The sequence below is a fragment of the Fusibacter sp. A1 genome (genome assembly GCF_004125825.1).
Taxonomy (GTDB): Bacteria; Bacillota; Clostridia; order Peptostreptococcales; family Acidaminobacteraceae; genus QQWI01.
Window position 1 is genome coordinate 1 of record NZ_QQWI01000011.1, and the last position, 23,412, is coordinate 23,412.

The 23,412-nt window shown below is 38.2% G+C and carries 22 protein-coding genes; 13 read left to right on the top strand and 9 right to left on the bottom strand.

Translation table 11 applies throughout. The annotated features are described in order from the left end of the window. Positions 1 to 791: 791 nt before the first annotated feature. The 9 genes from DWB64_RS14880 to dnaA all read right to left on the bottom strand — a co-directional run bounded on the left by DWB64_RS14880 (position 792) and on the right by dnaA (position 11,107). The gene (locus DWB64_RS14880; protein ID WP_129489044.1) at positions 792 to 1,580 is read right to left on the bottom strand and encodes a SigB/SigF/SigG family RNA polymerase sigma factor; all 789 of its coding nucleotides are present in this window, start codon (positions 1,578 to 1,580) and stop codon (positions 792 to 794) included. 30 nt (positions 1,581 to 1,610) lie between these two features. After that, positions 1,611 to 2,012 carry an ATP-binding protein gene (locus tag DWB64_RS14885; protein WP_129489045.1) on the bottom strand — a complete coding sequence of 134 codons (402 nt, stop codon included), beginning with the start codon at positions 2,010 to 2,012 and terminating at the stop codon, positions 1,611 to 1,613. A 19-nt stretch (positions 2,013 to 2,031) separates the two neighbouring features. Then, a complete protein-coding gene (locus DWB64_RS14890) occupies positions 2,032 to 2,355 on the bottom strand; it encodes an STAS domain-containing protein (protein ID WP_129489046.1) in 324 nt (107 codons plus the stop codon). A gap of 225 nt (positions 2,356 to 2,580) precedes the next feature. Next, positions 2,581 to 5,064: a DNA gyrase subunit A gene (gene gyrA, locus DWB64_RS14895; RefSeq protein WP_129489047.1), complete on the bottom strand. Its 2,484-nt coding sequence runs from the start codon at positions 5,062 to 5,064 to the stop codon at positions 2,581 to 2,583. 15 nt (positions 5,065 to 5,079) lie between these two features. Beyond that, entirely contained in the window at positions 5,080 to 6,990 is a 1,911-nt protein-coding gene (gene gyrB / locus DWB64_RS14900) for a DNA topoisomerase (ATP-hydrolyzing) subunit B (RefSeq protein ID WP_129489048.1), read from the bottom strand. Then, complete coding sequence (gene recF, locus DWB64_RS14905; protein ID WP_129489049.1) at positions 6,962 to 8,113, bottom strand: DNA replication/repair protein RecF; 1,152 nt, start codon at positions 8,111 to 8,113, stop codon at positions 6,962 to 6,964. Before recF ends, gyrB begins: the two co-directional genes overlap by 29 nt. A 1-nt stretch (position 8,114) precedes the next feature. Next, positions 8,115 to 8,348, bottom strand: a complete 234-nt coding sequence (locus DWB64_RS14910; protein WP_129489050.1) for an RNA-binding S4 domain-containing protein — start codon at positions 8,346 to 8,348, stop codon at positions 8,115 to 8,117. Between the two features lie 62 nt (positions 8,349 to 8,410). Beyond that, the gene (dnaN, locus tag DWB64_RS14915) at positions 8,411 to 9,517 is read right to left on the bottom strand and encodes a DNA polymerase III subunit beta (protein WP_129489051.1); all 1,107 of its coding nucleotides are present in this window, start codon (positions 9,515 to 9,517) and stop codon (positions 8,411 to 8,413) included. Between the two features lie 261 nt (positions 9,518 to 9,778). Further along, the gene (dnaA, locus tag DWB64_RS14920; protein WP_129489052.1) at positions 9,779 to 11,107 is read right to left on the bottom strand and encodes a chromosomal replication initiator protein DnaA; all 1,329 of its coding nucleotides are present in this window, start codon (positions 11,105 to 11,107) and stop codon (positions 9,779 to 9,781) included. 618 nt (positions 11,108 to 11,725) lie between these two features. On the opposite strand from dnaA, the gene rpmH reads away from it, so the two are divergent. From rpmH to DWB64_RS14985, 13 genes are all read left to right on the top strand, one after another. After that, positions 11,726 to 11,860: a 50S ribosomal protein L34 gene (gene rpmH / locus DWB64_RS14925; RefSeq protein WP_129489053.1), complete on the top strand. Its 135-nt coding sequence runs from the start codon at positions 11,726 to 11,728 to the stop codon at positions 11,858 to 11,860. 89 nt (positions 11,861 to 11,949) lie between these two features. Further along, positions 11,950 to 12,288 carry a ribonuclease P protein component gene (rnpA, locus tag DWB64_RS14930; protein WP_129489054.1) on the top strand — a complete coding sequence of 113 codons (339 nt, stop codon included), beginning with the start codon at positions 11,950 to 11,952 and terminating at the stop codon, positions 12,286 to 12,288. Continuing rightward, positions 12,285 to 12,494, top strand: a complete 210-nt coding sequence (gene yidD, locus DWB64_RS14935) for a membrane protein insertion efficiency factor YidD (RefSeq protein ID WP_129489055.1) — start codon at positions 12,285 to 12,287, stop codon at positions 12,492 to 12,494. Before rnpA ends, yidD begins: the two co-directional genes overlap by 4 nt. A gap of 19 nt (positions 12,495 to 12,513) precedes the next feature. Further along, a complete protein-coding gene (locus tag DWB64_RS14940) occupies positions 12,514 to 13,227 on the top strand; it encodes a YidC/Oxa1 family membrane protein insertase (RefSeq protein WP_207713469.1) in 714 nt (237 codons plus the stop codon). After that, positions 13,227 to 13,847 (top strand): RNA-binding cell elongation regulator Jag/EloR, encoded by a 621-nt coding sequence (gene jag / locus DWB64_RS14945; protein ID WP_129489057.1) that lies wholly within the window; start codon positions 13,227 to 13,229, stop codon positions 13,845 to 13,847. Before DWB64_RS14940 ends, jag begins: the two co-directional genes overlap by 1 nt. A gap of 97 nt (positions 13,848 to 13,944) precedes the next feature. Beyond that, complete coding sequence (mnmE, locus tag DWB64_RS14950; RefSeq protein ID WP_129489058.1) at positions 13,945 to 15,318, top strand: tRNA uridine-5-carboxymethylaminomethyl(34) synthesis GTPase MnmE; 1,374 nt, start codon at positions 13,945 to 13,947, stop codon at positions 15,316 to 15,318. 4 nt (positions 15,319 to 15,322) lie between these two features. Further along, positions 15,323 to 17,206 (top strand): tRNA uridine-5-carboxymethylaminomethyl(34) synthesis enzyme MnmG, encoded by a 1,884-nt coding sequence (gene mnmG, locus DWB64_RS14955; RefSeq protein WP_129489059.1) that lies wholly within the window; start codon positions 15,323 to 15,325, stop codon positions 17,204 to 17,206. Further along, positions 17,199 to 17,906, top strand: coding sequence for a 16S rRNA (guanine(527)-N(7))-methyltransferase RsmG (rsmG, locus tag DWB64_RS14960; RefSeq protein ID WP_129489060.1), 708 nt, complete (start codon positions 17,199 to 17,201; stop codon positions 17,904 to 17,906). The genes mnmG and rsmG overlap by 8 nt, the downstream gene beginning before the upstream one ends. 88 nt (positions 17,907 to 17,994) lie before the next feature. After that, the gene (locus DWB64_RS14965) at positions 17,995 to 18,765 is read left to right on the top strand and encodes a ParA family protein (protein ID WP_129489061.1); all 771 of its coding nucleotides are present in this window, start codon (positions 17,995 to 17,997) and stop codon (positions 18,763 to 18,765) included. Next, positions 18,758 to 19,606 carry a ParB/RepB/Spo0J family partition protein gene (locus DWB64_RS14970; RefSeq protein WP_129489062.1) on the top strand — a complete coding sequence of 283 codons (849 nt, stop codon included), beginning with the start codon at positions 18,758 to 18,760 and terminating at the stop codon, positions 19,604 to 19,606. The genes DWB64_RS14965 and DWB64_RS14970 overlap by 8 nt, the downstream gene beginning before the upstream one ends. A 97-nt stretch (positions 19,607 to 19,703) precedes the next feature. Beyond that, a complete protein-coding gene (locus DWB64_RS14975) occupies positions 19,704 to 20,582 on the top strand; it encodes a diacylglycerol kinase family protein (protein ID WP_129489063.1) in 879 nt (292 codons plus the stop codon). A 91-nt stretch (positions 20,583 to 20,673) separates the two neighbouring features. Beyond that, complete coding sequence (locus tag DWB64_RS14980; protein WP_129489064.1) at positions 20,674 to 22,467, top strand: sigma-54 dependent transcriptional regulator; 1,794 nt, start codon at positions 20,674 to 20,676, stop codon at positions 22,465 to 22,467. Between the two features lie 502 nt (positions 22,468 to 22,969). Continuing rightward, positions 22,970 to 23,398, top strand: a complete 429-nt coding sequence (locus tag DWB64_RS14985) for a hypothetical protein (RefSeq protein WP_129489065.1) — start codon at positions 22,970 to 22,972, stop codon at positions 23,396 to 23,398. The last annotated feature ends 14 nt before the right edge of the window (positions 23,399 to 23,412 follow it).

Sequence of the window (23,412 nt, forward strand, 5' to 3'; positions counted from 1 at the left end):
AACTCTTAATTAAAATAGTTTGTTTAACGTCTAGCGTTAATTATTGAAACATTTTTTAAGGTGCTTGTTTCTTGCACTCTAATTATCCATTGTCGCTTTCCAACTCGCCTATCGTTTATACGGGGCGGCTTATTGGAAGCGGGTACATTGTTCAGTTGTCATGGTTCATTGATCGTGAATGTTTCTTATTCACGACGCCCCACCGGTTTAGTGAGATGAAATACGTTTCACTAGAAGGTGATTCACATTTCTTATTTAACTCTGCCGCTATCAACACTTTGTTTCGGCGACTAGTACATAGTATCATTTAAACCCCTATGCCGTCAACTCTTTTTATCATGTTTTTTGACCTTTTATGCATGTTTTTTATTTCTTCCTTATATAGAGTATAAAAAAACATCAAGATAGATGTGTTTTTATAGTTTTTTCAACGTATGCCCCAATATGTTGATTTTTCTGACTTTTTGTCGCTACCTATTGTTTTTTTACCCACTTTGCAAACGCGTGGTAGCGTGGGCGTTGTTTTATATCAATTGAATAATAATGCATACACTGCATATATATACACTTTGTTCTCGTGTTTAACATTTTACAAAAAACGAAAAACCACAGTGTGATGGCCTGTGGTTTCTCTAAGAGGATTTTATGGGGATACTTAATTTCAAAAATGCAACATGTGTTACATTCCCTTAATAAATACAATTTAATTGTACCATCTCGATATACTTTGTCAACGTCTTTTAATAAAATTCATAAAAAAACTGTAGAAATTTGATTTCTACAGTTTGCTTCTAAATTTCAGTTAGTTTTCGATACTCTTTCTGGAATTTCTTTATTATTTTCTTTTCCATTCTGGAAACGGTCATTTGAGAAACTCCCAGTTCATCAGCAACATTTATCTGTGTCTTATTCTGGAAGAACCTATCTTTGATGATCTTAATTTCTACAGGATTAAGTTTTTCCATGCATTTTTCGATGAAATCCTTGTTTTCAATGATATCAAAATACTTATCATCCTCACCTACAATATCCATTAACTGAATATCCTTATCGTCACCAGAACTGTCATAGGTGATATCAAGTGATTTAGGAGTGTAGACTTGACTTGCTTCCATAGCTTCGATTACTTGCTCCTGTGTACAAGACAAATAATCCGCTATATCTTCTATCTTAGGTACTCTTTGAAGATCTTGCTGCAATTTTACTTTTGCCACATTGATTTTCTTTGATAATTCCTGAATTCTTCTCGGTACACGCACAGACCAACCTTTGTCTCTGAAATACTTTTTAATTTCTCCAATGATGGTCGGTGTGGCAAAACTAGAAAACTCGAAACCTCGCTCTACATCAAATCGTTCGATCGCATAAATCAATCCAAGTGCCGCCACCTGAAAGATATCTTCATAATCGATTCCTTTATTGATGTACTTTTTAGCTAATATCTCACTTATGTACAAATGTCTGTTTACTAGCTCATTCCTTAAAACAAGATTTTTGTCGTCACTGTATAATCTAAACAACGCCTTGGTTTCATAGTCACTATAGATTGTGCGCTCGTGTATGCTGCCTCTCTTAGCCATAGTATCAGCCCCTAATTCTTCATAGTACGTTTAGACGATGTGTTTGATTAATTTGATAGCTGTACCTTCTTGTGGTGACGATTTTACTTCTACTTCATCCATTAGTGATTTCATGATGAAAATACCTAAACCACCTACTTTTGGGTGTTCTAAATCGGGTTCATGGTAAGATTTCATATCAAATCCAATACCCTTGTCGATAATTTCAACCGCAAATTGCTTTTCATTAACATGAAAATTGACGGTATAGCATTCTATTTCGTTGTTGCTATGAAGTACTGCGTTATTACATGCTTCACCAACAGCAACTTTAATATCTTCAATTTCTTCGAAATCAAATCCAATATTGTTGGCTATTACTGAAGTGGTAAGCCTTGCGATACTGACATATTCCGCTTTTGATGGTAACTGAATTGTAACGACTTCGCTCATTTTATAAACTCACCCTTCATTAACTATTTTGTCCTATTACAAAAATCTTATCTAGTCCTGTAATATTGAGCAATTTTGCAATATTAGATTTTGCATTGACGATTATGATATTATTATCATTTTTTTTCACTCGCTTGAGTATTCCTATCAAGACGCCAAGTCCCGTACTGTCGATGTATACGAGATCCTCACAGTTTAACTGTATGTCCGCTTCACGATCGTTAAGAATCGTATTGAGCACATCTTTAAGATTTCCTGATGTATGAATATCAACTTCTCCCGCAATATCAACATGCCACGCGCTAATTGTATCATTGTAGTTCTTCTTGAGTTTCAAGGCCATGCCATACCTCCCCTATTATAGTCACAATCCATAGATTCCCATTATGAAACATAAATAAACATTTATATTTGATTATTACTACGGTTCCCATTAATGTAGTGAATTTTCAAATTGTAACTCATCCTACTAGTTTATTTTATCTCAATTTTCACTGTTTGTACAATACATGCATCTACTATTTTCACATTTGAAAAAACGGACCAGTAAATGGTCCGTCATTATCAATTATTCTTTGTTTTCTTCTGAAACTTCATTATCGTCAATGATTTCAAGTTCGGACCCTTCTTCAAAATCCTTAATCTTGGCAAATGCGACAAGTTCGTTCTCTTCACCTATTTTCATCAGTCTTACACCACTAGTGCTTCTACCCATTGTAGAAATTCCTTCAACAGTGATTCTAATGATGACTCCTGCTGAATTGATCAGTATTAGTTGATCGTCATCCTCTACGACAGATGCGCCAACAATATAGCCGGTCTTATCAGTAACGTTGTAGGTAATGATTCCTTTTCCGCCACGATTCTGTATTCTATACTCGTCGAGTTTCGTACGTTTACCATAACCGTTTTCACTGATAACGAGTAATTTTCCAGTTTCTGTCACAATATCCACTGAAACAACATAGTCTCCTGAATTTAGAGCTATACCCCTGACACCGGTTGCTGTTCTACCCATTTCGCGGACGTCTTCCTCATTGAAGCGGATTGATTTACCGTGATTCGTAACACTGATGATTTCATTGGATCCCGTTGTCAGTCTTACTCCTATAAGTTCATCGTCTTCACGAAGATTGATTCCTATGATACCCGTTTTTCTAGAAGTGTCATACTGAGTGACATGAGTCTTCTTGATGACACCATTTTTAGTCATCATGATAAGGTATCCATTATCAAAATCTTTTACAGGTATTACGGCAGTGACCTTTTCACCTTGATCGACCGGTAGAATATTGATGATCGCAGTACCTTTAGAAAGTCGTGAACCTTCTGGAATCTGATATGCTTTCATCCTATATACTTTACCCTTGTTGGTGAAGAACAAGAGATAATCATGAGTTGATGTCATGAAAATATCTATTACGTGATCTTCTTCTCTAGTGGAAAGACCCGTTTTTCCTCGACCACCCCTATTTTGAGTGGCATACACGTCAACAGGTACTCTTTTGATGTAACCTGCGTGTGTAAGAGTAACCGTTACCTGCTCTTCATCGATAAGGTCTTCGATGTCGATTTCATTGTAATCAATCTCTACATTGGTTCTTCTTGCATCACTGTATTTGCTCTTTACTTCCAATAAGTTTTCTTTTATCACGCCGAATAATAAAACCTCATCCGCAAGTAACGCTTTGCACTCATTGATGAATGTGAGCAGTTCTTGGTATTCATCTTCTATCTTTTCGCGTTCTAAGCCCTGCAATCTTCTAAGACGCATGTCTACAATAGCTTTCGCCTGTATTTCAGATAGGCCAAATCGTTCCATTAACTTTTGCTCGGCATCATTGTAAGCGCCTCTGATGATGGCGATTACTTCGTCGATGTTGTCAATTGCGATACGGTAACCTTCAAGAATATGGGCACGAGCTTCAGCTTTTGCAAGATCGAACTGCACTCTTCTTGTTTCCACTTCTTTTTGATGTTCAATATAATAAGTCAATATTTCTCTAAGGTTCAACAGCTTTGGCTGACCTTTTACAAGAGCAATCATATTGATACTCACAGTAGATTGAAGCTGGGTATGCTTGTAAAGTTGGTTCAGCATCACTTGAGGATTGATATCTTTTCTGAGTTCGATTACGACTCTTATTCCGATCCTATTGGATTCATCACGTAGATCCGTGATTCCCTCAATTTTCTTATTTCTTACAAGATCAGCGATATTTTCAAGCATTTTTGCTTTATTTACCTGGTAAGGCACTTCTGTGATGATGATCGCAGTCTTCCCATTCTTATATTCTTCAATGTTGAATTTAGATCTGACTACTACTCTACCACGGCCTGTCTTATAGGCTTTTCTGAATCCGGAAACACCCATGATGGTTGCTCCAGTTGGAAAATCGGGTCCACTGACATATTCTATCAGTTCATCGTCATCGATAGACGCATCGTCGATAAGCGCTATCGTGGCATCTATAATTTCTGCAAGATTATGTGGTGGAATTGTTGTAGCCATACCTACTGCTATTCCGTTTGATCCATTCACCAGAAGGTTTGGATATCTGGCCGGCATTACTGTCGGTTCTTTTTCCTCACCATCAAAGTTTTCTTTGAAATCTACAGTTTTTTTACCGATATCTTTTAACAGTTCTCCAGCGAGTTTTGTCATTTTAGCTTCTGTATAACGCATGGCTGCCGCACTGTCACCATCGATGGAACCGAAGTTACCTTGACCATCTACAAGTATCCCACGCATTGAAAATGCTTGAGCCATACGAACCATCGCATTGTAAACGGAAGAATCACCATGAGGGTGATACTTACCAAGAACGTCACCGACGATACGTGCCGATTTACGATACTTCTTATCATGTGACAGCCCTAGTTCACTCATAGCAAATAGAATTCTTCTATGAACCGGTTTTAGGCCATCCCTTACATCAGGCAGTGCACGAGCTACTATTACACTCATCGCATAGTCGATATAGGATTTTTTCATTTCATCTTGTATGTCTATATCATATATTCGATCTTGTGGTTCTCTATTATTATCCATAACTTACCTCTTGGTCTAAACGTCCAAATATGTGACGTATTTTGCGTTTTGCTCAATGAATTCTCTACGTGGTTCAACGTGTTCACCCATCAGTGTATCAAAAATCATATCTGCTTCTACAGCATCATCTATATTTACTCTTAAGATGGTTCTGTTTTCAGGGTTCATCGTTGTTTCCCAAAGTTGTTCAGGATTCATCTCACCTAGACCTTTATAACGCTGTATATCTAGTTTCGTATCTGAATCGTATTCTGCCAATACCTGATCCTTTTGCTTTTCGGTATAGACATAATGTTCCTTTTTCCCTTTTGATATCTTATAAAGCGGTGGTTGGGCGATATAAATATAGCCATTCTCTATAAGAGGCCTCATATACCTGAATAGGAAAGTCAATAAAAGGGTTCTGATATGCGAACCGTCGACATCGGCATCGGTCATGATCATGATTTTATGATATCTTAACTTTTCTATATCGAACTCTTCACCTATTCCGCATCCAAAGGCAGTAATCATCGCTCTTATTTCAGATGAATTGAAGATACGTGCAAAATTGGCTTTTTCCACATTCATTATTTTTCCACGAAGAGGAAGTATGGCTTGGTTCTTTCTATCCCTTCCATCTTTGGCCGATCCGCCAGCCGACTCTCCTTCGACAATATATACTTCACACTTTGCAGGATCCTTTTCCTGACAATCTGCAAGTTTACCAGGAAGACTCATTCCATCAAGCAGACCTTTTCTTCTTGTAAGCTCCCTTGCTTTTCTTGCCGCTTCACGTGCTTTAGCAGCTTTTAGGCATTTATCGATGATGATTTTACCTTCAGCCGGGTGTTCCTCAAGGAAGGTGTCCAGTATTTCTGCAGTGATGGATTCAGCCACACCACGTACTTCGGAGTTACCAAGTTTGGTCTTCGTTTGTCCTTCAAATTGAGGCTCGCCAATTTTTACAGAGACGATCGCTGTCAGACCCTCTCTGATGTCCTCACCTTGAAGGTTTGTTTCTTTTTCTTTGATGAATTTATTTTTTCTAGCGTAATCGTTGATGACTCTTGTAAGCGCCGATCTGAATCCGCTTAGGTGTGTTCCACCTTCATGGGTATTGATATTGTTGGCAAATGTAAACACATTGTCCTGATAACCGTCTGTGTACTGCATGGCTATCTCAATAAGGATACCATCTTTTTCACTTTCATTGTAGATGACAGTATCATGGATGTGACTTCTGTTCTTATTGAGGTAGGCTACAAATTCCTTGATGCCGCCTTCATAGTGGAAGTTATCAATCTTATCATTTCGCTCATCCTTCAGGATGATTCTTATTCCCTTGTTTAGAAAAGCCTGCTCCCTCATACGGTGCTGAAGGGTTTCGTAATTGAATTCAATCTGCTCGAAAATTTCCGGATCAGGCTTGAAAAACGTACGTGTTCCTGTTTTATCCGTTTCACCGATGATATGCAGTTGTTTTGTAGTCGGTCCCTTTTGAAACTCGATGCTGTATACTTTGCCGTTACGCATTACATCAACTGTCATTATTTCAGATAAGGCGTTTACAACAGAAGCTCCCACACCATGTAATCCGCCGGAGACCTTATATCCGCCACCGCCGAATTTTCCGCCTGCATGAAGGACGGTATGAATAACCTCAACTGCCGGCATATCCATTTTTGCATGCATGTCGACAGGCATTCCACGACCGTTATCTTCAACGATAATGCTGTTATCTTCAGTAATTGTTACCGAAACAGTGTCACAATGCCCTGCAAGAGCTTCATCGATACTGTTGTTGACTATTTCATACACTAAATGGTGTAATCCTCGTGCACTTGTAGAACCGATATACATCCCCGGTCTTTTTCGTACAGCTTCTAATCCTTCTAGTACCTGTATCTGTTCCGCATTATAATCTTGATTGACTTTCGTCGACATGCTGTACCTCCCGACACGTTAAGACAGCACCTTTTTCAATCTCAACTACTTGAAAAGGCGCCATTTGATCTTGATCCAACCCAGTTAAATCGGTTGTTGTTATTATCGTTTGTAATCCTTTTATCGCATGCATCAGCATTTGTCTTCGAGTCAAGTCAAGTTCGCTCATGACATCATCCAGTAAAAGGATAGGTCTTTCACCAAGTTCATTTTGAATCAAAGTTATTTCTGACAATTTCATGGATAGGGCTGCTGTTCGCTGCTGCCCTTGAGAACTGTATTTTCTAGCATCTTGGCCGTTTATCTTTATTATCAGGTCATCCTTATGAGGACCGACGCTTGTAAATCCGTATTTTACATCCTTGTCGATGCATGATTTGAGTTTTTCTTTAAATCCATAGACTATTCTATCATAATCAAAGGAAGATTGCTCAATCATTCCAGTAAAATAATCAATTTCGAGTATTTCTTTGCCATCGGTGATTTCCAAATGCGTAGTCGCAGTTACTTCGGAGAGTTTTTTTATAAAATCCATACGTTTCATAATGACTTTGACACCATAGTGGACGAGTTGCTCATCCCATACATCGATCGTATCAAGTAGGGATTTCCTAAACTGCGCACTCTTTAACAGTTTATTTCTATGGTTGAGAATCTTATGGTAATTTATCAGATTATCCATATACATTCTATTGAGATTTGAAATTTCCCGATCGATGAACTTACGCCTTTCTGCAGGCCCACCTTTGATCAGTCTTAAGTCTTCTGGAGAAAACAGGACCACATTGAGCGATCCGATAAGTTCAGATATTTTCTTTAGCGGTACACCGTTAAGTAATATCTGCTTTGCCTTATCCTGTTTAAGAATCAAATCAATGGTCTGATCTCTGTTGTTCTTAAAAAAATCCAAATGAAGTTTGAAATAGACTTCCTCATCCTTGATCAACTCCTGATCCTTGGATGTTCTGAATGATTTACCGAACGCCGCGAAAAAAAGTGCTTCCAATAGATTTGTTTTTCCTTGCGCATTGTCTCCTATGATGACATTTGCATTTTGGTGGATATCGAGCGCTAACTTATTATAATTACGATAATTCGTCAATTCAACTCTTTTAATATGCACATTAAGCCTCAGCTGATTTCACTTCGAATATAAAATCCTGATCCTCATAGGAAAGTGCTACGACATCACCTGGAACTACTTTTTTTCCCCTCATCGTCATCACTTCATTGTTCAACATAACGAACCCATTTGTAATAAGAAACTTTGCGTCGCCGCCTGATCCGACTACCGAAGCAAGTTTTAAAAGTTGATCCAAACGAATATAAGGTGTGGTTATTTCTATTAATTCAGCCATCATGTTCTCCATTTTCTATCTTCCAGTTAAATAACGAAGTCCTCATTTAGAGGACTTACGTGCTAGTTAGGTATACGGACAGGTAAAACCAGGTAGGTATAGTGCTCGCTTCCATAAGGTTTTACAATGCAAGGACTCACATTTGTAGTAAGTTCAATTTGAATCATGTCCGTGTCTATGACTTTGAGTACATCGATCCAATACTTTGGATTGAACCCTATCTCAAGATCAGGTCCTTCGAGCTCTATTTTTACCATTTCATTCACACTTCCTATTTCAACATTCGAAGTGATAAGCAATGCTTCGTCCGTGATTTGGAATTTGACAGAAGTGTTTTTGCCTTCCTTAGCAAGTAAGGAGGCACGATCGATCGCCCTATATAGTTCTTGAGTTGAAACAGTCACAAGCGACTTATGTTCCTTAGGCATGATCTGATTGTATTTGATGAACTCACCTTCTAATAGACGGGTGATTATTGTGATATTGCCAAGTTCAAATTGCATGTTCTTGTCGGTATAATGCAACTTCAAGTCTTCATCTTCTTCAGACAAACTCAATACTTTTAAAAGCTCATTAAGCGTCTTTGCCGGTATGACCGCCTTACAGTCGACATGAGTTTGCACATTCGCCTTTCTGATGGCGACACGATAAAGATCGATGGAGACCATGATCATCTCACCGTTTTCAATCTCTAATAGAGATCCAGTTAGAATAGGTCTAGTCTCATCCTGGGAAGTGGCAAAGATGGTTTGTCGAATCATATCTTTAAATAGATGTTTATTTATCTCATAGACATTGCCTTGCTCGATGATAGGTAAGTCTGGATATTCCTCAGGTGCGAATCCAGCCAGGTGGAAGTCTGACTGTAGACATCTTATTTCAAGGTTATGTTGATCGTCAGCACTTATGAACACATCAGCATCTGGTAACTTTCTGATGATTTCACCGAAAATACGTGAACTGACAACTGCTCTTCCTGCTATTTCTACTTCAGCATCAATCGTCATTTCGATACCTATATTCAAATCGTTTCCGATCAAGCGAAGTTGACCGTCCTTTGCTTCTAGAAAGATACTTTTTAAGATAGGTAATGTCGTTTTGTTGGATACAGCCTTTTGTACAACATTGATAGCATCATTTAATTGTTTTTGAGAAACGATGAATTTCACTGTGGATAAACCTCCGTTTTTTAGTAAGCAATCAACATGTGGATGACTAGATATTATATATTAGTTTAAAAGAGTAATAGTAATAGGGACTGTTAATTTGTTGAAAACCCATGTGATCTAGTATGGGTCTGATTTATAGAGGATAACAACGTTGTGGATAACTTTCTGTAAATCAGTGCATTATTCACATTGCAAATAAAATTATGAATCAAATACTTATTAACATCGGAAATTAAGTTATCAACAAGGATAAGTGCATTACTAGTTTTCACCTTGAATTTCTTCTATCATCTTATTTACTTTATGCTGCAAATCATCATTTGCTTTCAAATCATTTGTAATCTTATCGTAAGCATGGATTACTGTGGTATGATCCCGTCCTCCAAACTCTTCCCCTATTCTCGGTAAAGACATATCTGTAAGTTCCCTACATAGATACATGGCGATCTGTCTTGGATAGGAGATGGATCTGGTTCTTCGTTTTGAATCAAAATCATCAATCTTCATATTGTAATATTGTGAAACTACATCCTTGATGATATCCGGTCCGATTTGTTTTGGCCTAGAGGACTTTACGATGTCTTTTAAGGCTTCGGTGGCCAGTTCTACAGTGATCGCCCGATTGGTTAATGAGGAATAGGCCACAACCCTTGTAAGAGCCCCTTCCAGTTCACGGATATTTGATTTGATATTTTTAGCGATGAAGCTTAGAACATCATTGGAGATGTCAATATACTCAGTTTCAGCCTTTTTAGCCAATATCGCGATTCTGGTTTCAAAATCCGGTGGCTGGATGTCGGTAATCAGTCCCCACTCAAAACGAGATCTCAACCTGTCTTCTAGAGTAGGAATCTCTTTTGGGGGTCTATCACTTGATAGGATGATCTGCTTGTTCGCTTCGTGCAGCGCATTGAAGGTATGGAAAAACTCCTCCTGCGTTCTTTCTTTGCCGGCGATGAACTGAATATCATCGACAAGAAGAACATCAACAGTTCTAAATTTATTTCTGAACTCTTCATTCTTATCGTCCTTAATGGAATTGATCAGTTCATTCGTGAACTTTTCTGAAGAGACATAAACGACTTTAGCAGATGGATTCTGATTGAGAATGTAATGTCCTATCGCATGCATTAAGTGTGTTTTTCCAAGACCTACGCCACCATAGATAAACAAAGGATTATAAGCTTTTGCAGGTGCTTCGGCAACGGCCAAGGAAGCCGCATGAGCAAACCTGTTGCTGTTTCCAATAACAAATTCTTCAAATACATACTTAGGATTAAGTCGTGGAGTCTCAAATCCATCATTCGATTTTAGAGATTCTTCGCTAGATAGGACAAGTGCCTTGCCAGGTAAGATGAATTCGAGTGAAAATTCAATTCCCGTAACCTGCTTTAGGGAGTTCTCAATTAAACCGATGTATCTTGTTTCGAGTATTTCCTTATTAAATTTGTTTGGAACTTCAAGAATAAACTTATTACCTTGAATAGCCTTGGCTTCTATTGTTTTTAGCCAAGTGTTGTAACTGACCTCGGTCAGCTCGTTTTGAATGATGTTTAGGGTCTTTTCCCATACCTCTTTGAAACTTTGCAAAAGGTTCCCTCCCAATGTAATCCACAAACTATACACAGAAAATGTGCATAACTTCAGTAGTTTAGCTGTATTTCTATAAAAAAGTGTCAAAAAAAAACCGGTGAATGATTTTGTGGATAAATAAAGGATAATTCACCAAATTGAATCTTATTAACAATTGACCATTGATTTGATACATTAATCCACAAGTCCGTAAGAGTGAAGAATGCGATTAAGCGGAAAGGTTATCCCTAATCTAATCACATATAATCAACAATTGTGAGTAATTGAATGAAGTTGTACACTTATCAACAAGTAAACTAATTTTATCAAACTTAAGGGGTTAATTCAATGCTCAATATGAAAATTATCCACAGGCTTTATTTATTGTGAATAATTCCAACTGTGGATGTGAAAGTAGTTCTTTTACTTCCTTATATATATACAAGATAGAGTGTGATATGAAATTTGAAACACTATATAAATGAAAGTAAAGATTTTGTAATGAGATAGCAATAAAGAAAGGAGGTTTTGCCTTGACATCAAAACTAGTGAGGGGTATAATGATTTAGCATGGTTAGAAGGTTAATAAACACATTTATATAGATTGATCTATATATTGGCGAGGAGGTGTTCACTGTGAAAAGAACGTATCAACCAAAGAAAAGACAACGTAAAAGAGAACATGGATTCAGAAAGCGTATGAGTTCAAGCGCTGGCAGAAATGTACTTAAAAGAAGAAGAAGCAGAGGCAGAAATAAATTATCTGCATAAGACCGCAAGCAATGTGGTCTTTTTTACAATTAAAGGAAAGAAAACTGAAGGCTTGAGTTTCAAGCCTTTGCGGTTTTCTAAATAAGTGTATGAAAATTGATACTTTAAAGAAAAATGAAGAGTTTAAAACCATCTATAAGCGTGGGAAATCCCATGTTGGCGCTTACTTGGTGCTGTATTCAGTTAAGAATGATACTGATGCAAAACAGTTTGGAATTACAGTAAGCAAGAAAGTTGGTAATGCTGTCAATCGTAATCGCATCAGGCGATTAGTGAAAGAAGCAATCCGTTTGAATGATTCGATGATACCAGTAGGGTATGATTATGTGATTGTTTCACGTGTGAGAGCAACTAAAGCTTCCTACCAAGACATTGAAAAAAATCTTTTATACCTCGTGAGACAATTAAAAAAAGAGGCTAAAAAGTGAAATTTCTCTTAATTGCTGTTGTAAAATTTTACAGACTTTTTATTTCACCACTCCTAGGTCCAAACTGTCGTTTTCAACCGACATGTTCAGCTTATTCTTTAGAAGCCTTGGAGAAATATGGTGCTATTAAGGGTACGTACTTAAGTGTGAGGCGAATTTTGAAATGCCACCCATTTCATCCTGGTGGCTATGATCCTTTAAAATGAACATACAGGGGGAGTAATTTTGATTAAATCGAGTATTGGCTGGTTATTGGGCCAGATATTTACATTTACAAATCATTACGCTTTATCAATCATATTATTAACTATAATTGTGAAGTTTGTAATTTTACCATTAACTTTAGCTCAGATGAAGTCACAAAAAAGCATGTCGGAAGTTCAACCTAAGATTCAGGAGCTGCAAAAAAAATACAAAGATGATAAGGAAACACTTAATCAGAAGACACTTGAACTATATAAGGAACATAAGGTTAATCCCTTAGCCGGTTGTCTACCGCTGATTATTCAAATGCCTATCATATTCGCATTGTTTACCGTATTGAGAGAACCTACACAATATGTATTTGGCGGAAACGAGAGCTTAGCGCTCGAAGCCACAAGTCAAGTTTTCTTATGGATCAAGAATTTCGCAGAGCCGGATAAGTTATATGCGGTACTAAAATTCGAATGGGCTAAAAGTATTCCTGGTTTATTGCCGATGCTAGCATCCATTTTGACTTATTTCCAGTTTAAGACGATGGGAACTACGACACAGTCGGATAATGAAACTGCAAATCGTATGAATAAGAACATGCAAATGATGTTCCCTCTTATGATTTTGGTATTTGGTAACAGCATATCTGCAGGCGTTGCGCTTTATTGGGTTGTAAGTACAGCATTCCAAATGGTTCAACAAATTTTATTAAAGCCTAAAAGCACCAAGGAGGCGCAAATATAATGAGATCTTATGAAGTAGTAGCTAAAACAGTTGATGATGCCATTGAGCAAGCACTAGCGGCACTCAATACGACAATCGACGAAGTTGAAATTGAAATTTTCGAAGAGACGCAAAAGGGATTGTTAGGATTCTTAAAGGCGAAGGAAGTACGTGTCGTCGCTTCTTTGAAAGAGACAGTGATAGATAAGGCTGTCAGCTTTTTAAAGGATATGTTAGCTGGGATGGGTGTGGATGCCACATTTGATATTACAGAAACTCCTGAGAACCTTAATATTGATATCAAGGGCGATGATATGGCCATTGTTATCGGTAGACGTGGACAGACTTTGGACGCGCTTCAGTATTTAGTGAGCTTAGTAGTGAACAAGGGACGCGAAAATTACTTGAGAGTTGTTTTGGACACTGAGAATTATAGAAGTAAAAGAGAAGCATCGCTTATTAAGCTAGCCAATAAGCTCGCTTACAAGGCTAAGAAATACAAGAAAGAAATTGTGCTCGAACCGATGAATCCATACGAGCGCAGAATTATCCATGCTTCACTTCAAAGCAATAAGTTTGTAAGTACAAGAAGTGAAGGTGAGGAACCAAACAGAAAAGTGGTAATTTTCTTAAACAAGTAAGTGAAATAACGATTATAAACGAATTGTTTATTCCTAAACCCAGTATAATGCTGGGTTTTCGTTGTATAAAGATATAGTAGGAAAAGAGGTGGATTTTATGAGTCATATAGTATCTGCAATAGCGACATCCCCTGGTGAAAGCGCGATTGGAATTATCAGACTTAGCGGTGAAGGTGCCATTGAGCTTGTTTCTTCAATTTTTAGCACACCTTCTAAGAGAAAACTGACTTATTTTAATGAACGTACGATGGCTTATGGACATATCGTCAAGGATGAGATGATCCTTGATGAGGTGATGGTAGCCTATTTTAAAGGGCCAAGGTCGTATACAAAAGAGGACATGGTGGAGATATACACACATGGAAGCTATATCGCACTGAGAGAGGTGCAGAACCATCTGATTACCGTAGGAGCATCACCTGCAGAACCCGGAGAATTTACTAAGCGCGCCTTCTTGAATGGAAGAATCGACTTATCACAGGCTGAAGCGGTCATGGATCTGATAAGCTCTAAGACAAAAAAAGGATTTGAAGTGGCTATAGATCAGTTAGAAGGCAATTTATCTATCGTCCTCAATAAAAAGATTGAGGAACTGACCGATCTGATGGCACAAATAGAAGTGATCATTGATTATCCAGACGAGGATGTCGAAATCATCAGTAGGGAAAACATATTTAAAAGTCTCGGTGAAATGAAGAAAGACATCAATGAGCTTGCTACGACCTATGAATCAGGTAAAGTTATCAAGGATGGCCTTAATCTTGTTATCATAGGAAGACCCAATGTGGGCAAGTCCTCTCTGCTGAATGCCTTACTCAAGGAGAGCAGGGCTATTGTCACTCATATAGCAGGTACTACAAGAGATGTAATAGAAGAGGTGGCAAACATACGTGGTATTCCAGTAAGACTTGTCGATACGGCAGGTATTAGGGAAACCGATGATATGATTGAAAAAATGGGCGTTGAGAAAACTAAACAGTTCTTCAATAGGTCCGATATGGCGATTCTCGTATTGAACGCGTCTGAAGAACTGGCTATCGAAGATGAACAGATACTTGAAGTTGTTAAAGACAAGAAAGTAATCGTGCTGGTCAATAAAATAGATTTGGAAAGAAAATTGGATTTAGAGATGGTGAAAAGCCATTTGCCCGGTGCTAAGTTCGTTGAAGCCTCGATCATGAATGATGTAGGTCTAAATGAGCTTGAAGACGCGATTGAAAGTCATATCATCAGCGGTGAAGTAGCGATGAAATCTGGAAGGATACTTACAAACGCAAGACATTACGAAGCGGTTGTGAAGGCTGGAAACAGCATAAAGGCAGCAATGGAAACGATGGAAAGCGGAATGCCGCTTGATGTCATTGAAGTAGATCTTATCAACGCCTATAACGCGATAGGTGAAGTCGTAGGTAAGTCAGTAAACGAAGATGTGATCGCAAGAATATTTGAGAAATTCTGTTTAGGGAAGTGATGATATGTATACGTATGAAGCTGGAAATTATGATGTAATAGTAGTTGGTGCGGGTCATGCTGGTTGTGAAGCAGCACTTGCTCCAGCGCGAATGGGCGTCAATACGCTTGTGGTCGCTATGAATTTGGATAGTATCGCGATGATGCCTTGTAATCCATCGATAGGTGGAACAGGTAAAGGACATCTTGTAAGAGAAATTGATGCTTTGGGCGGACAAATGGGTCTAAACATAGACAAGACCATGATACAGGCAAAAATGCTGAATTTTGCAAAAGGTCCTGCGGTGCACTCCTTACGGGCACAGGCTGACAAATATTGGTATCACAGTGAAATGAAGAAAACACTTGAAAACCAGGAGAATCTTGCAGTGAAGCAAGCCGAGGTAATCGAGCTAATTATTGAAGATGAGACGATAAAGGGTGTTATTACAGCGACTGGCGCTATTTACCGCGCAAAAACTGTAGTTCTTGCGACAGGTACCTATTTGGATTCAAAAATATTCATCGGACCTGCCAACTTTGAAAGCGGTCCGAATGGACTTGCCACTTCACACAAGCTCTCTAAATACCTTAGAAGTATGGCTTTTGATATGCGTAGGTTTAAAACAGGAACACCTGCGAGAGTGAATAAGAACTCGCTTGATTTAAGCGCCATGAGTATTCAAGAAGGAGATGAAGTAATCATTCCTTTTTCATTCATGACAGATGCTATCGATATAGTGCAAGTTCCTTGTTATCTGGCATATACGAACGAGGCGACTCACGATATCATTAAGAATAACATCCATAAAAGTGCGATGTACTCAGGTGAGATTGAAGGTGTAGGACCGCGTTACTGTCCATCTATAGAAGATAAGGTTCAAAGATTCGCCGATAGAAATAGACATCAGCTATTCATCGAACCAGAAGGTCTTGAAACTGAGGAAATGTATGTGCAAGGTATGTCTTCGAGCTTACCGGAAGATGTTCAAATCCAATTTATGCAAAGTATTCAAGGAATGGAAAATTGTGAAATTATGAGACCTGCCCATGCGATTGAATACGATTGCATCAATCCACTGGAACTACTTCCCACACTGGAATCGAAGAAGATTAAAAACCTGTTTTCAGCGGGACAGTTCAATGGTTCGAGCGGTTATGAGGAAGCTGCCGCTCAAGGTCTGATTGCGGGTATCAACGCTGCGCTAGTTGTACAGGATAAGGAAGCATTCGTACTTGATCGTTCAGAAGGATATATAGGTGTCTTGATTGATGACCTGGTGACAAAAGGAACGAACGAACCATACCGGATGATGACGGGACGTTGCGAGTATAGATTACTTTTAAGACAAGATAACGCAGATGAGCGTCTTACAGAGAAGTCTTATCAGATAGGACTTGTAAATGAGCAGAGATATGAAAAATATTCTAAAAAAATGAAAATGATTGAACAGGAGCTTGAGAGGGTCAAGGCGACTAAAATACACGTACAGGAAATCAATAAACTATTTGAATCAATTGGTATCGCTGCAATCAGTCAGAGTATGACATTGGCTGAGTTATTGAAACGTCCTGAATTGACCTATGACATACTAAAACCGATAGACCTTGAGCGTCCCTTGATCAGTCCAGTTGTTTTTGAGCAATGTGAGATAAAATTCAAATATGAAGGTTATATCAAAAAGCAGCTTGATCAAGTGAAGAAGTTTAAATCGATGGAGAAGAAACTGCTGCCTGAGACAATCGACTATCAGCTGATAGAAGGCCTACGTAATGAAGCAAAGCAGAAGTTGAGCGAAATCAGACCGCATTCCATAGGTCAGGCATCTAGAATATCAGGTGTGACTCCTGCGGATATTTCTGTACTTTTGATTTTCATGGAGCAGAAAAGGAGACAGACAGGTGAATAATGATATTGTAAGTGCTTTTTCTTCTTTGAATATACATTTGACTCCTAGGCAAGTAAATCAATTTTCGACCTATAGAAAATTACTTCAGGAATGGAACAAAGTGATGAACTTGACCGCTGTAGATGATGATGAAGGAATCCTTTACAGGCACTTTGTCGACAGTTGTCAGATTGTCTTGGCAGGACAGATTGATAGCTCAAGTAGGATCATTGACATTGGAACGGGAGCTGGATTTCCAGGTCTTCCTTTAGCTATCATCACAGGTTGTGAAGCGACACTTGTAGATGCACTAAATAAAAGGATACAGTTTTTAAATACCGTTTGCAGCGAGGCTGAAATTGAGAATGTAAACTGCATACATGCTAGGGCAGAGGATATTGGAAAGGATCGTGACTATAGGGAGCAATATGATTTTGCTGTGGCCCGTGCGGTCGCCAATCTTACGGTTTTGATGGAATATACAGTTCCTTTCATAAAGGTTGGGGGAGCACTAATCGCCCACAAAGCGACACAGACCGATAGTGAAATTGAAGATGCCAAGGCTGCAATGGAGATTCTAGGATGTCGTCTAGAGAAAACTATCGTAATAGAGAGTGATGAGGATGTAGATAGAACCTTGATCATCATAAGAAAAATATCTGAAACACCACAAAAATACCCTAGAAAGTCCGGAATTCCTTTAAAAAGACCTTTAAAATAAAAAAAAAGCGCAAATAAAGCTCTGACCTTGTAATGAGGTCTTTTATTTTTACTTTAATTTGAGTAAACTGTTAGTAGGTGGTGAGAATATGGCTAAAGCAATAGCAATTTTTAATCAAAAAGGTGGTGTCGGTAAAACTACGACAAACATCAATCTTAGTGCATGTCTGGCGTCAATGGGTAAGAAAGTTTTAATTATCGATAACGATCCGCAAGGTAATTCGACAAGCGGATTAGGAATCAACAAAAATACTACAGTTTTTAATTTATATGATCTTCTACTCGGTGAAATATCCGCCCAAGAAGGAATTTTGAAGACTGGATTTAAGAATTTGGATATCATACCTTCCAATGTTCAATTGGCAGGCGCAGAAATTGAAATGATCGATATAGATAATCGCGAATTTAGGCTAAAAGTGATTATCGACGCATTGAGAGATCAATATGACTATATATTTATTGATTGTCCTCCTTCGCTTGGACTTCTGACAATCAACTCCTTGGTCGCTGTAGATAGTATTTTAGTGCCTATTCAATGTGAATATTATGCTTTGGAAGGTGTTTCTCAACTAATCAATACCTACAAGCTGATGAGAAAAGGGTTGAACAAAACCTTGCAGATAGAGGGTGTATTGATCAGTATGTATGATTCTCGTACTAATCTCTCCCAGCAAGTCGTAGATGAAGTCGAAAAGTATTTCCAAGGAAAAGTCTATAAGACAAGAATTCCGAGAAACATCAGATTAGCTGAGGCACCAAGCTACGGCATGCCGATTATGTATTATGATGAGAAATCGAAGGGTGCTGAGAGTTATATGGCACTCGCGAAGGAAATTATCGAAGGAGCAAATAATGGTTAAAAAAACCGGATTGGGCAAGGGATTAAGCGCACTGATACCCGATGATTTTGAAGAAAAAATTGATCAGTCTATCAAACGTCTGGAAATAGTCAATATTGATCTGATAAAACCAAATATCATGCAGCCAAGAACTACCTTTAATGAAGAGGAACTGAATTCACTTGCTACCAGTATCGAGCGTAACGGCGTTATTCAGCCGATCATTCTTAAAAAGAACGATGTAGGATATGAAATCATCGCAGGCGAACGAAGATGGAGAGCTTCAAGAATAGCTCAGCAAACTACAATTCCTGCAATCATCATGAATGATTCCGAAGAAAAAATGTATGAGATGTCTTTGATTGAAAACATGCAACGTGTCAATCTTAATCCCATCGAGGAAGGACAAGCCTACAAATCACTGATAGAAAGATATTCGATCACACAGCAGGAGGTTTCTGATATTATTGGTAAGAGTAGAACTTATATCACCAATATGATCAGATTGCTGCAACTTCAGGACGATGTGATTGAAAAAGTAGCTAACGGAGATATTAGCACCGGCCATGCGAGAGCTTTGATCACTCTCGATGGAGAAGCTCAAAAAATGTTTGCTCAGAAGATTATCATAGAGGGTTTGAGTGTTCGACAGCTTGAAAATATGATAAAGAAGTTCAATCAGCAAGTGTCTGAAAAACCGGAAAAACCAGCTAAAGACCCTTATATCGAGGCTACTGAGCGACGTTTTCAGGATTTGATTGGCACGAAAGTGATGATTCATCATGGAAAAAGTAAAGGTAAGATAGAAATTGAATACTATACCGAGGCTGATCTTGAAAGAATTATCGGCTTATTGGAATAATTAATGTTTCACGTGAAACATCCCTAAAAGTAGCACTACAAAGTGCTACTTTTTTATTGCAATAAGTTATATAATAAGATTATCTCTGGAGGTTAATATGAATATTACTATTGTTATAAATCCCACCGCAGGCAAGGGTCTGTCGATATTCAAAATTGATAGCATTGAAAATTTCATTATTGAGCATGGACATTCGGTAACTATTGTTAAAACAGAGTATGAAGGACATGCGAAAAATATTGTGGAGGAGTACATAGATTGTAGTGATATTATAGTCGTTGCAGGTGGTGACGGGACACTCAGAGAAGGTGTTCTAGGAATGATCGCACGTAAATCAAAAGTTCCGATGGGAATACTTCCTACCGGAACAGGTAATGACTTTGCAAGAACTTTAGGAATACCTCTTGATCTGAATGAAGCACTTGAAGTCCTGCTGAAGGGATCAAAAACAAAGGTGCACTTCGGAAAAGTTAATGAGGATATTTTTGTTAATGTAGTCAGTACAGGATTTGACGCTTCCATTGTAAATACACGCGAAAAAATTAAGCGATTTGTCAAAGGTCCTTTATCCTACCTGGTAAGTACGATAATCACACTTGTGAAGTATCAGGCCAAGGAATATGTGCTTATGATTGATGGCAAAAAGCATGTTGGTACGTATTTTTTGGTGGCTGCGGCAAATGGACGATACTACGGTGGAGGGATGAAAGTCGCGCCCAAAGCATCGCCCAAAAATAAGCAGCTGGATATTTGCCTTGTAAAAAAAATCGGGAAGTTAAAGCTGCTCTATCTATTGCCGACGATTTACTCAGGAAAACACATTGAGACCCCCTATGTGGAATATTTTTCTTGTGATACACTAAGCATTGAAATTATCGATGGAAGCGTTTTGATAAATATAGATGGCGAATTAAAATATGTTAATTTATTCAATATAAGTAAAAATTCAACGGATGAGTACTATTTTTTAACGTGATTTACACTTAATTTAAGCCGGTTTTACAAAGTTTTAGTGCTATGGATAGCACATCGGATTAAACGCTTTAAATCGCAACTGTGGAGGTTCTATGGATCACTTGACAATATTGAGCGACTCACAAGTCAGGGAAGCTTGGAAATTATTCACATCTAAAGGGATGATCAAGCGTGAAGTGCTGCGCGATAAGATAATGTATAGTTGGGCAAGAGCTAGACTGTCTGGTGTGGATTTTAATCAGAATGATATTTGCTTAACAAGGATTGACCACCCTATGGACAATCTGATGATTGACAATGAAATTGTAATGAAATTAAGAAAAGAAAATATATCCTGTCTGATCATTGATGAGCAGGGAGTTATCGTCACTTCGTATTTATGTGATACGACTTTGGGAAAGTTCGATAGAGGCTTGATTTTTGAGGAGAACAAACTTGGAACATGGTCTTACCATCTCGCTTGTCAAAGTGAAACTGTCGAAGAGGTTATCGGATGCGAACACTATCTGGAAACATATCATCAAATTGCAGATATGACACTTCCAGTCGCTGTCAGTGATAAAAAACTATATATGCTTTTTATGGTTGAGATGGTTGACTACACTAAGCATTTCAGTTTTCAATGTAAGGAAATTGGCGCATGCTGGCTTAATTCGATCCGCACTCTCAAAAGGGAGAATACATACGAGAACAGTGAGGTTGAAGGATTTAGTGAGCGAGCGGAGATGGTTATCGATTTGACTGGAAAAATCAAGTCGGTAAGCGGTAATCTTTTAAGTGAAAGAATAGTGGAGATGAATTGCCATCACCTATTCGAACATTTTTCTATGCAACCGGTCATGTCTGGTGCGAGTCAGATCATCTACATGGATCATGACTATGCAAAGCTGAAACTGATCTGCATGCCTATTGTTAGAAAGAAGCAAAATTTTTCAGTAGTCATTATGGGGATTGAAGCGGTAACGTCTATTCTCGGATTATATCAAGGATTTAAACCGATCTACTCTCTAAAAGATCTGGTTGGAGATTCCAAAGCGATACAGGAAGTGATAAGGAGAATAGAGAAACATGCATTAAGCGACCGTTCGCTACTGATTACAGGCGATAAGGGAACTGGAAAAAAGGTGGCGGCAAATTGTATCCATAGTCTGAGCAGTCGTTCCAACAAACCCTTTCTATGGATTGACTGCAGTAAGATACATCATGCTAGAGCTAAAAGCTTATTGTTTGGCAGTGAGGATGGAAAAGACATAGGGTTATTAGAAATGGCTTCTGGAGGAACCGTCTACCTCGATAGGGCGAATGAACTGCTTCAATCGGTACAGCTTAAGCTGTTCAAAGTAATCTCTAAGGATAAAAACATTAACGACTCCTTTATGAGTACAAGAATCATCATGGGAGTTACAATCAGTAAGGAATCGAACGATATGCCTTTGATCGACCAGCTTAGTGATCAGCTGAAACTTACTACAATTGAAATGCCACAGTTTAACAAAAGACAAACCGACTTCAATCAACTGGCAAAAAAATACCTTAGTGAAGTTGGAATTTCCGAACCTGTGATGGGAGAACAGTTGTCCCTGCTCAACATGTCTAACATCAGCGAAAACGCTCATGCCATTAGAAATATTCTAAACAAAGAAGTTGAAAAACAGGTGGCAAATCATAAAAGCACTCATCAAATCTCCTTGATGGCCCCGAAGATCGAACTTGATCTAGAAGATCAGCTCTTCAATTTGGATGAGATTGAGATGAAAACGATCATAAAGGCTCTGATTGCGACAGATTACAACATGTCAAGCGCTGCGAAATTGCTTGGTGTAGGTAGGACGACTCTTTATAGGAAAATTGACAAATACAATATCATGTTGGATGAAGTAAGATAGCGGCAACTGTGTTTCATTTTAGAACACACTTGCCGCTGTTTCGTTGTGGAACACACTGTAAGTGTTGCAATTGCTGTGTTCTTGAAGGCGGTGTTTCATAATAGAACACTTTTGAACGCCACGATCAGAATCAGGCACACGTGAATATGCCGATGTCCGCCATATTTGGACTTTTAGTTTTTAAATGAGGTAAGAAAAGCGGCTGTTAGGATAAAAAATCTGTTGTTTTATGTGTGTAAACACGTTTACAACATATGTTAATACTAGACTGTTAGCTATTTGTTAACTCAGTGAAACTATTAAAAAAAAGGTTTTAATAAGACTAAAAAAAGTTAAACTCAACGATCGAGAACACATGGTTAATTTACAGTCAGGTTTACACACAAGGAATCAGGATCAATATAATTGTGTAAATTCCTTTAAAGATTAACTGTAAACCATTGCTAGACAATTGAAAATAATATAAAATATTAACAGTTGGTTTACGTAGAAAGGGGCTAACATGTACAAAGTCAAACAAATCGCAGATATGTTAGGCGTAGAAACTGTCGTGATACATGAGAAACTGATAGTGCTGCGTGATTTACTAGAAGCTCATATAAGAAGAAAGAATGGTGTGATTTATCTTGATAACGAGGGATATCGATTACTGAGCCAGGAAATTCTTAAAAATGTGTCTGTAAACAATGAAGGGGAGACAGACAGGACCGAAAGCCTGATTGCTTCTGAAACAGTTCAATATGATGACATACGTACCGATGTGATGCAGATGATGGACAAAATCAGTTCCCTGAAGCAGGAAATCAATAAATGTGATATGCAGATAATACGTGAGGAAGAAGCTCTCAATCATTATGTGGAACAAATGAAAATCAATATGGAAAGGCTGAAGCAGTCGGAAGCTGACTATTTCATTAAACATTATGACTAGTAATTAGAATAGTT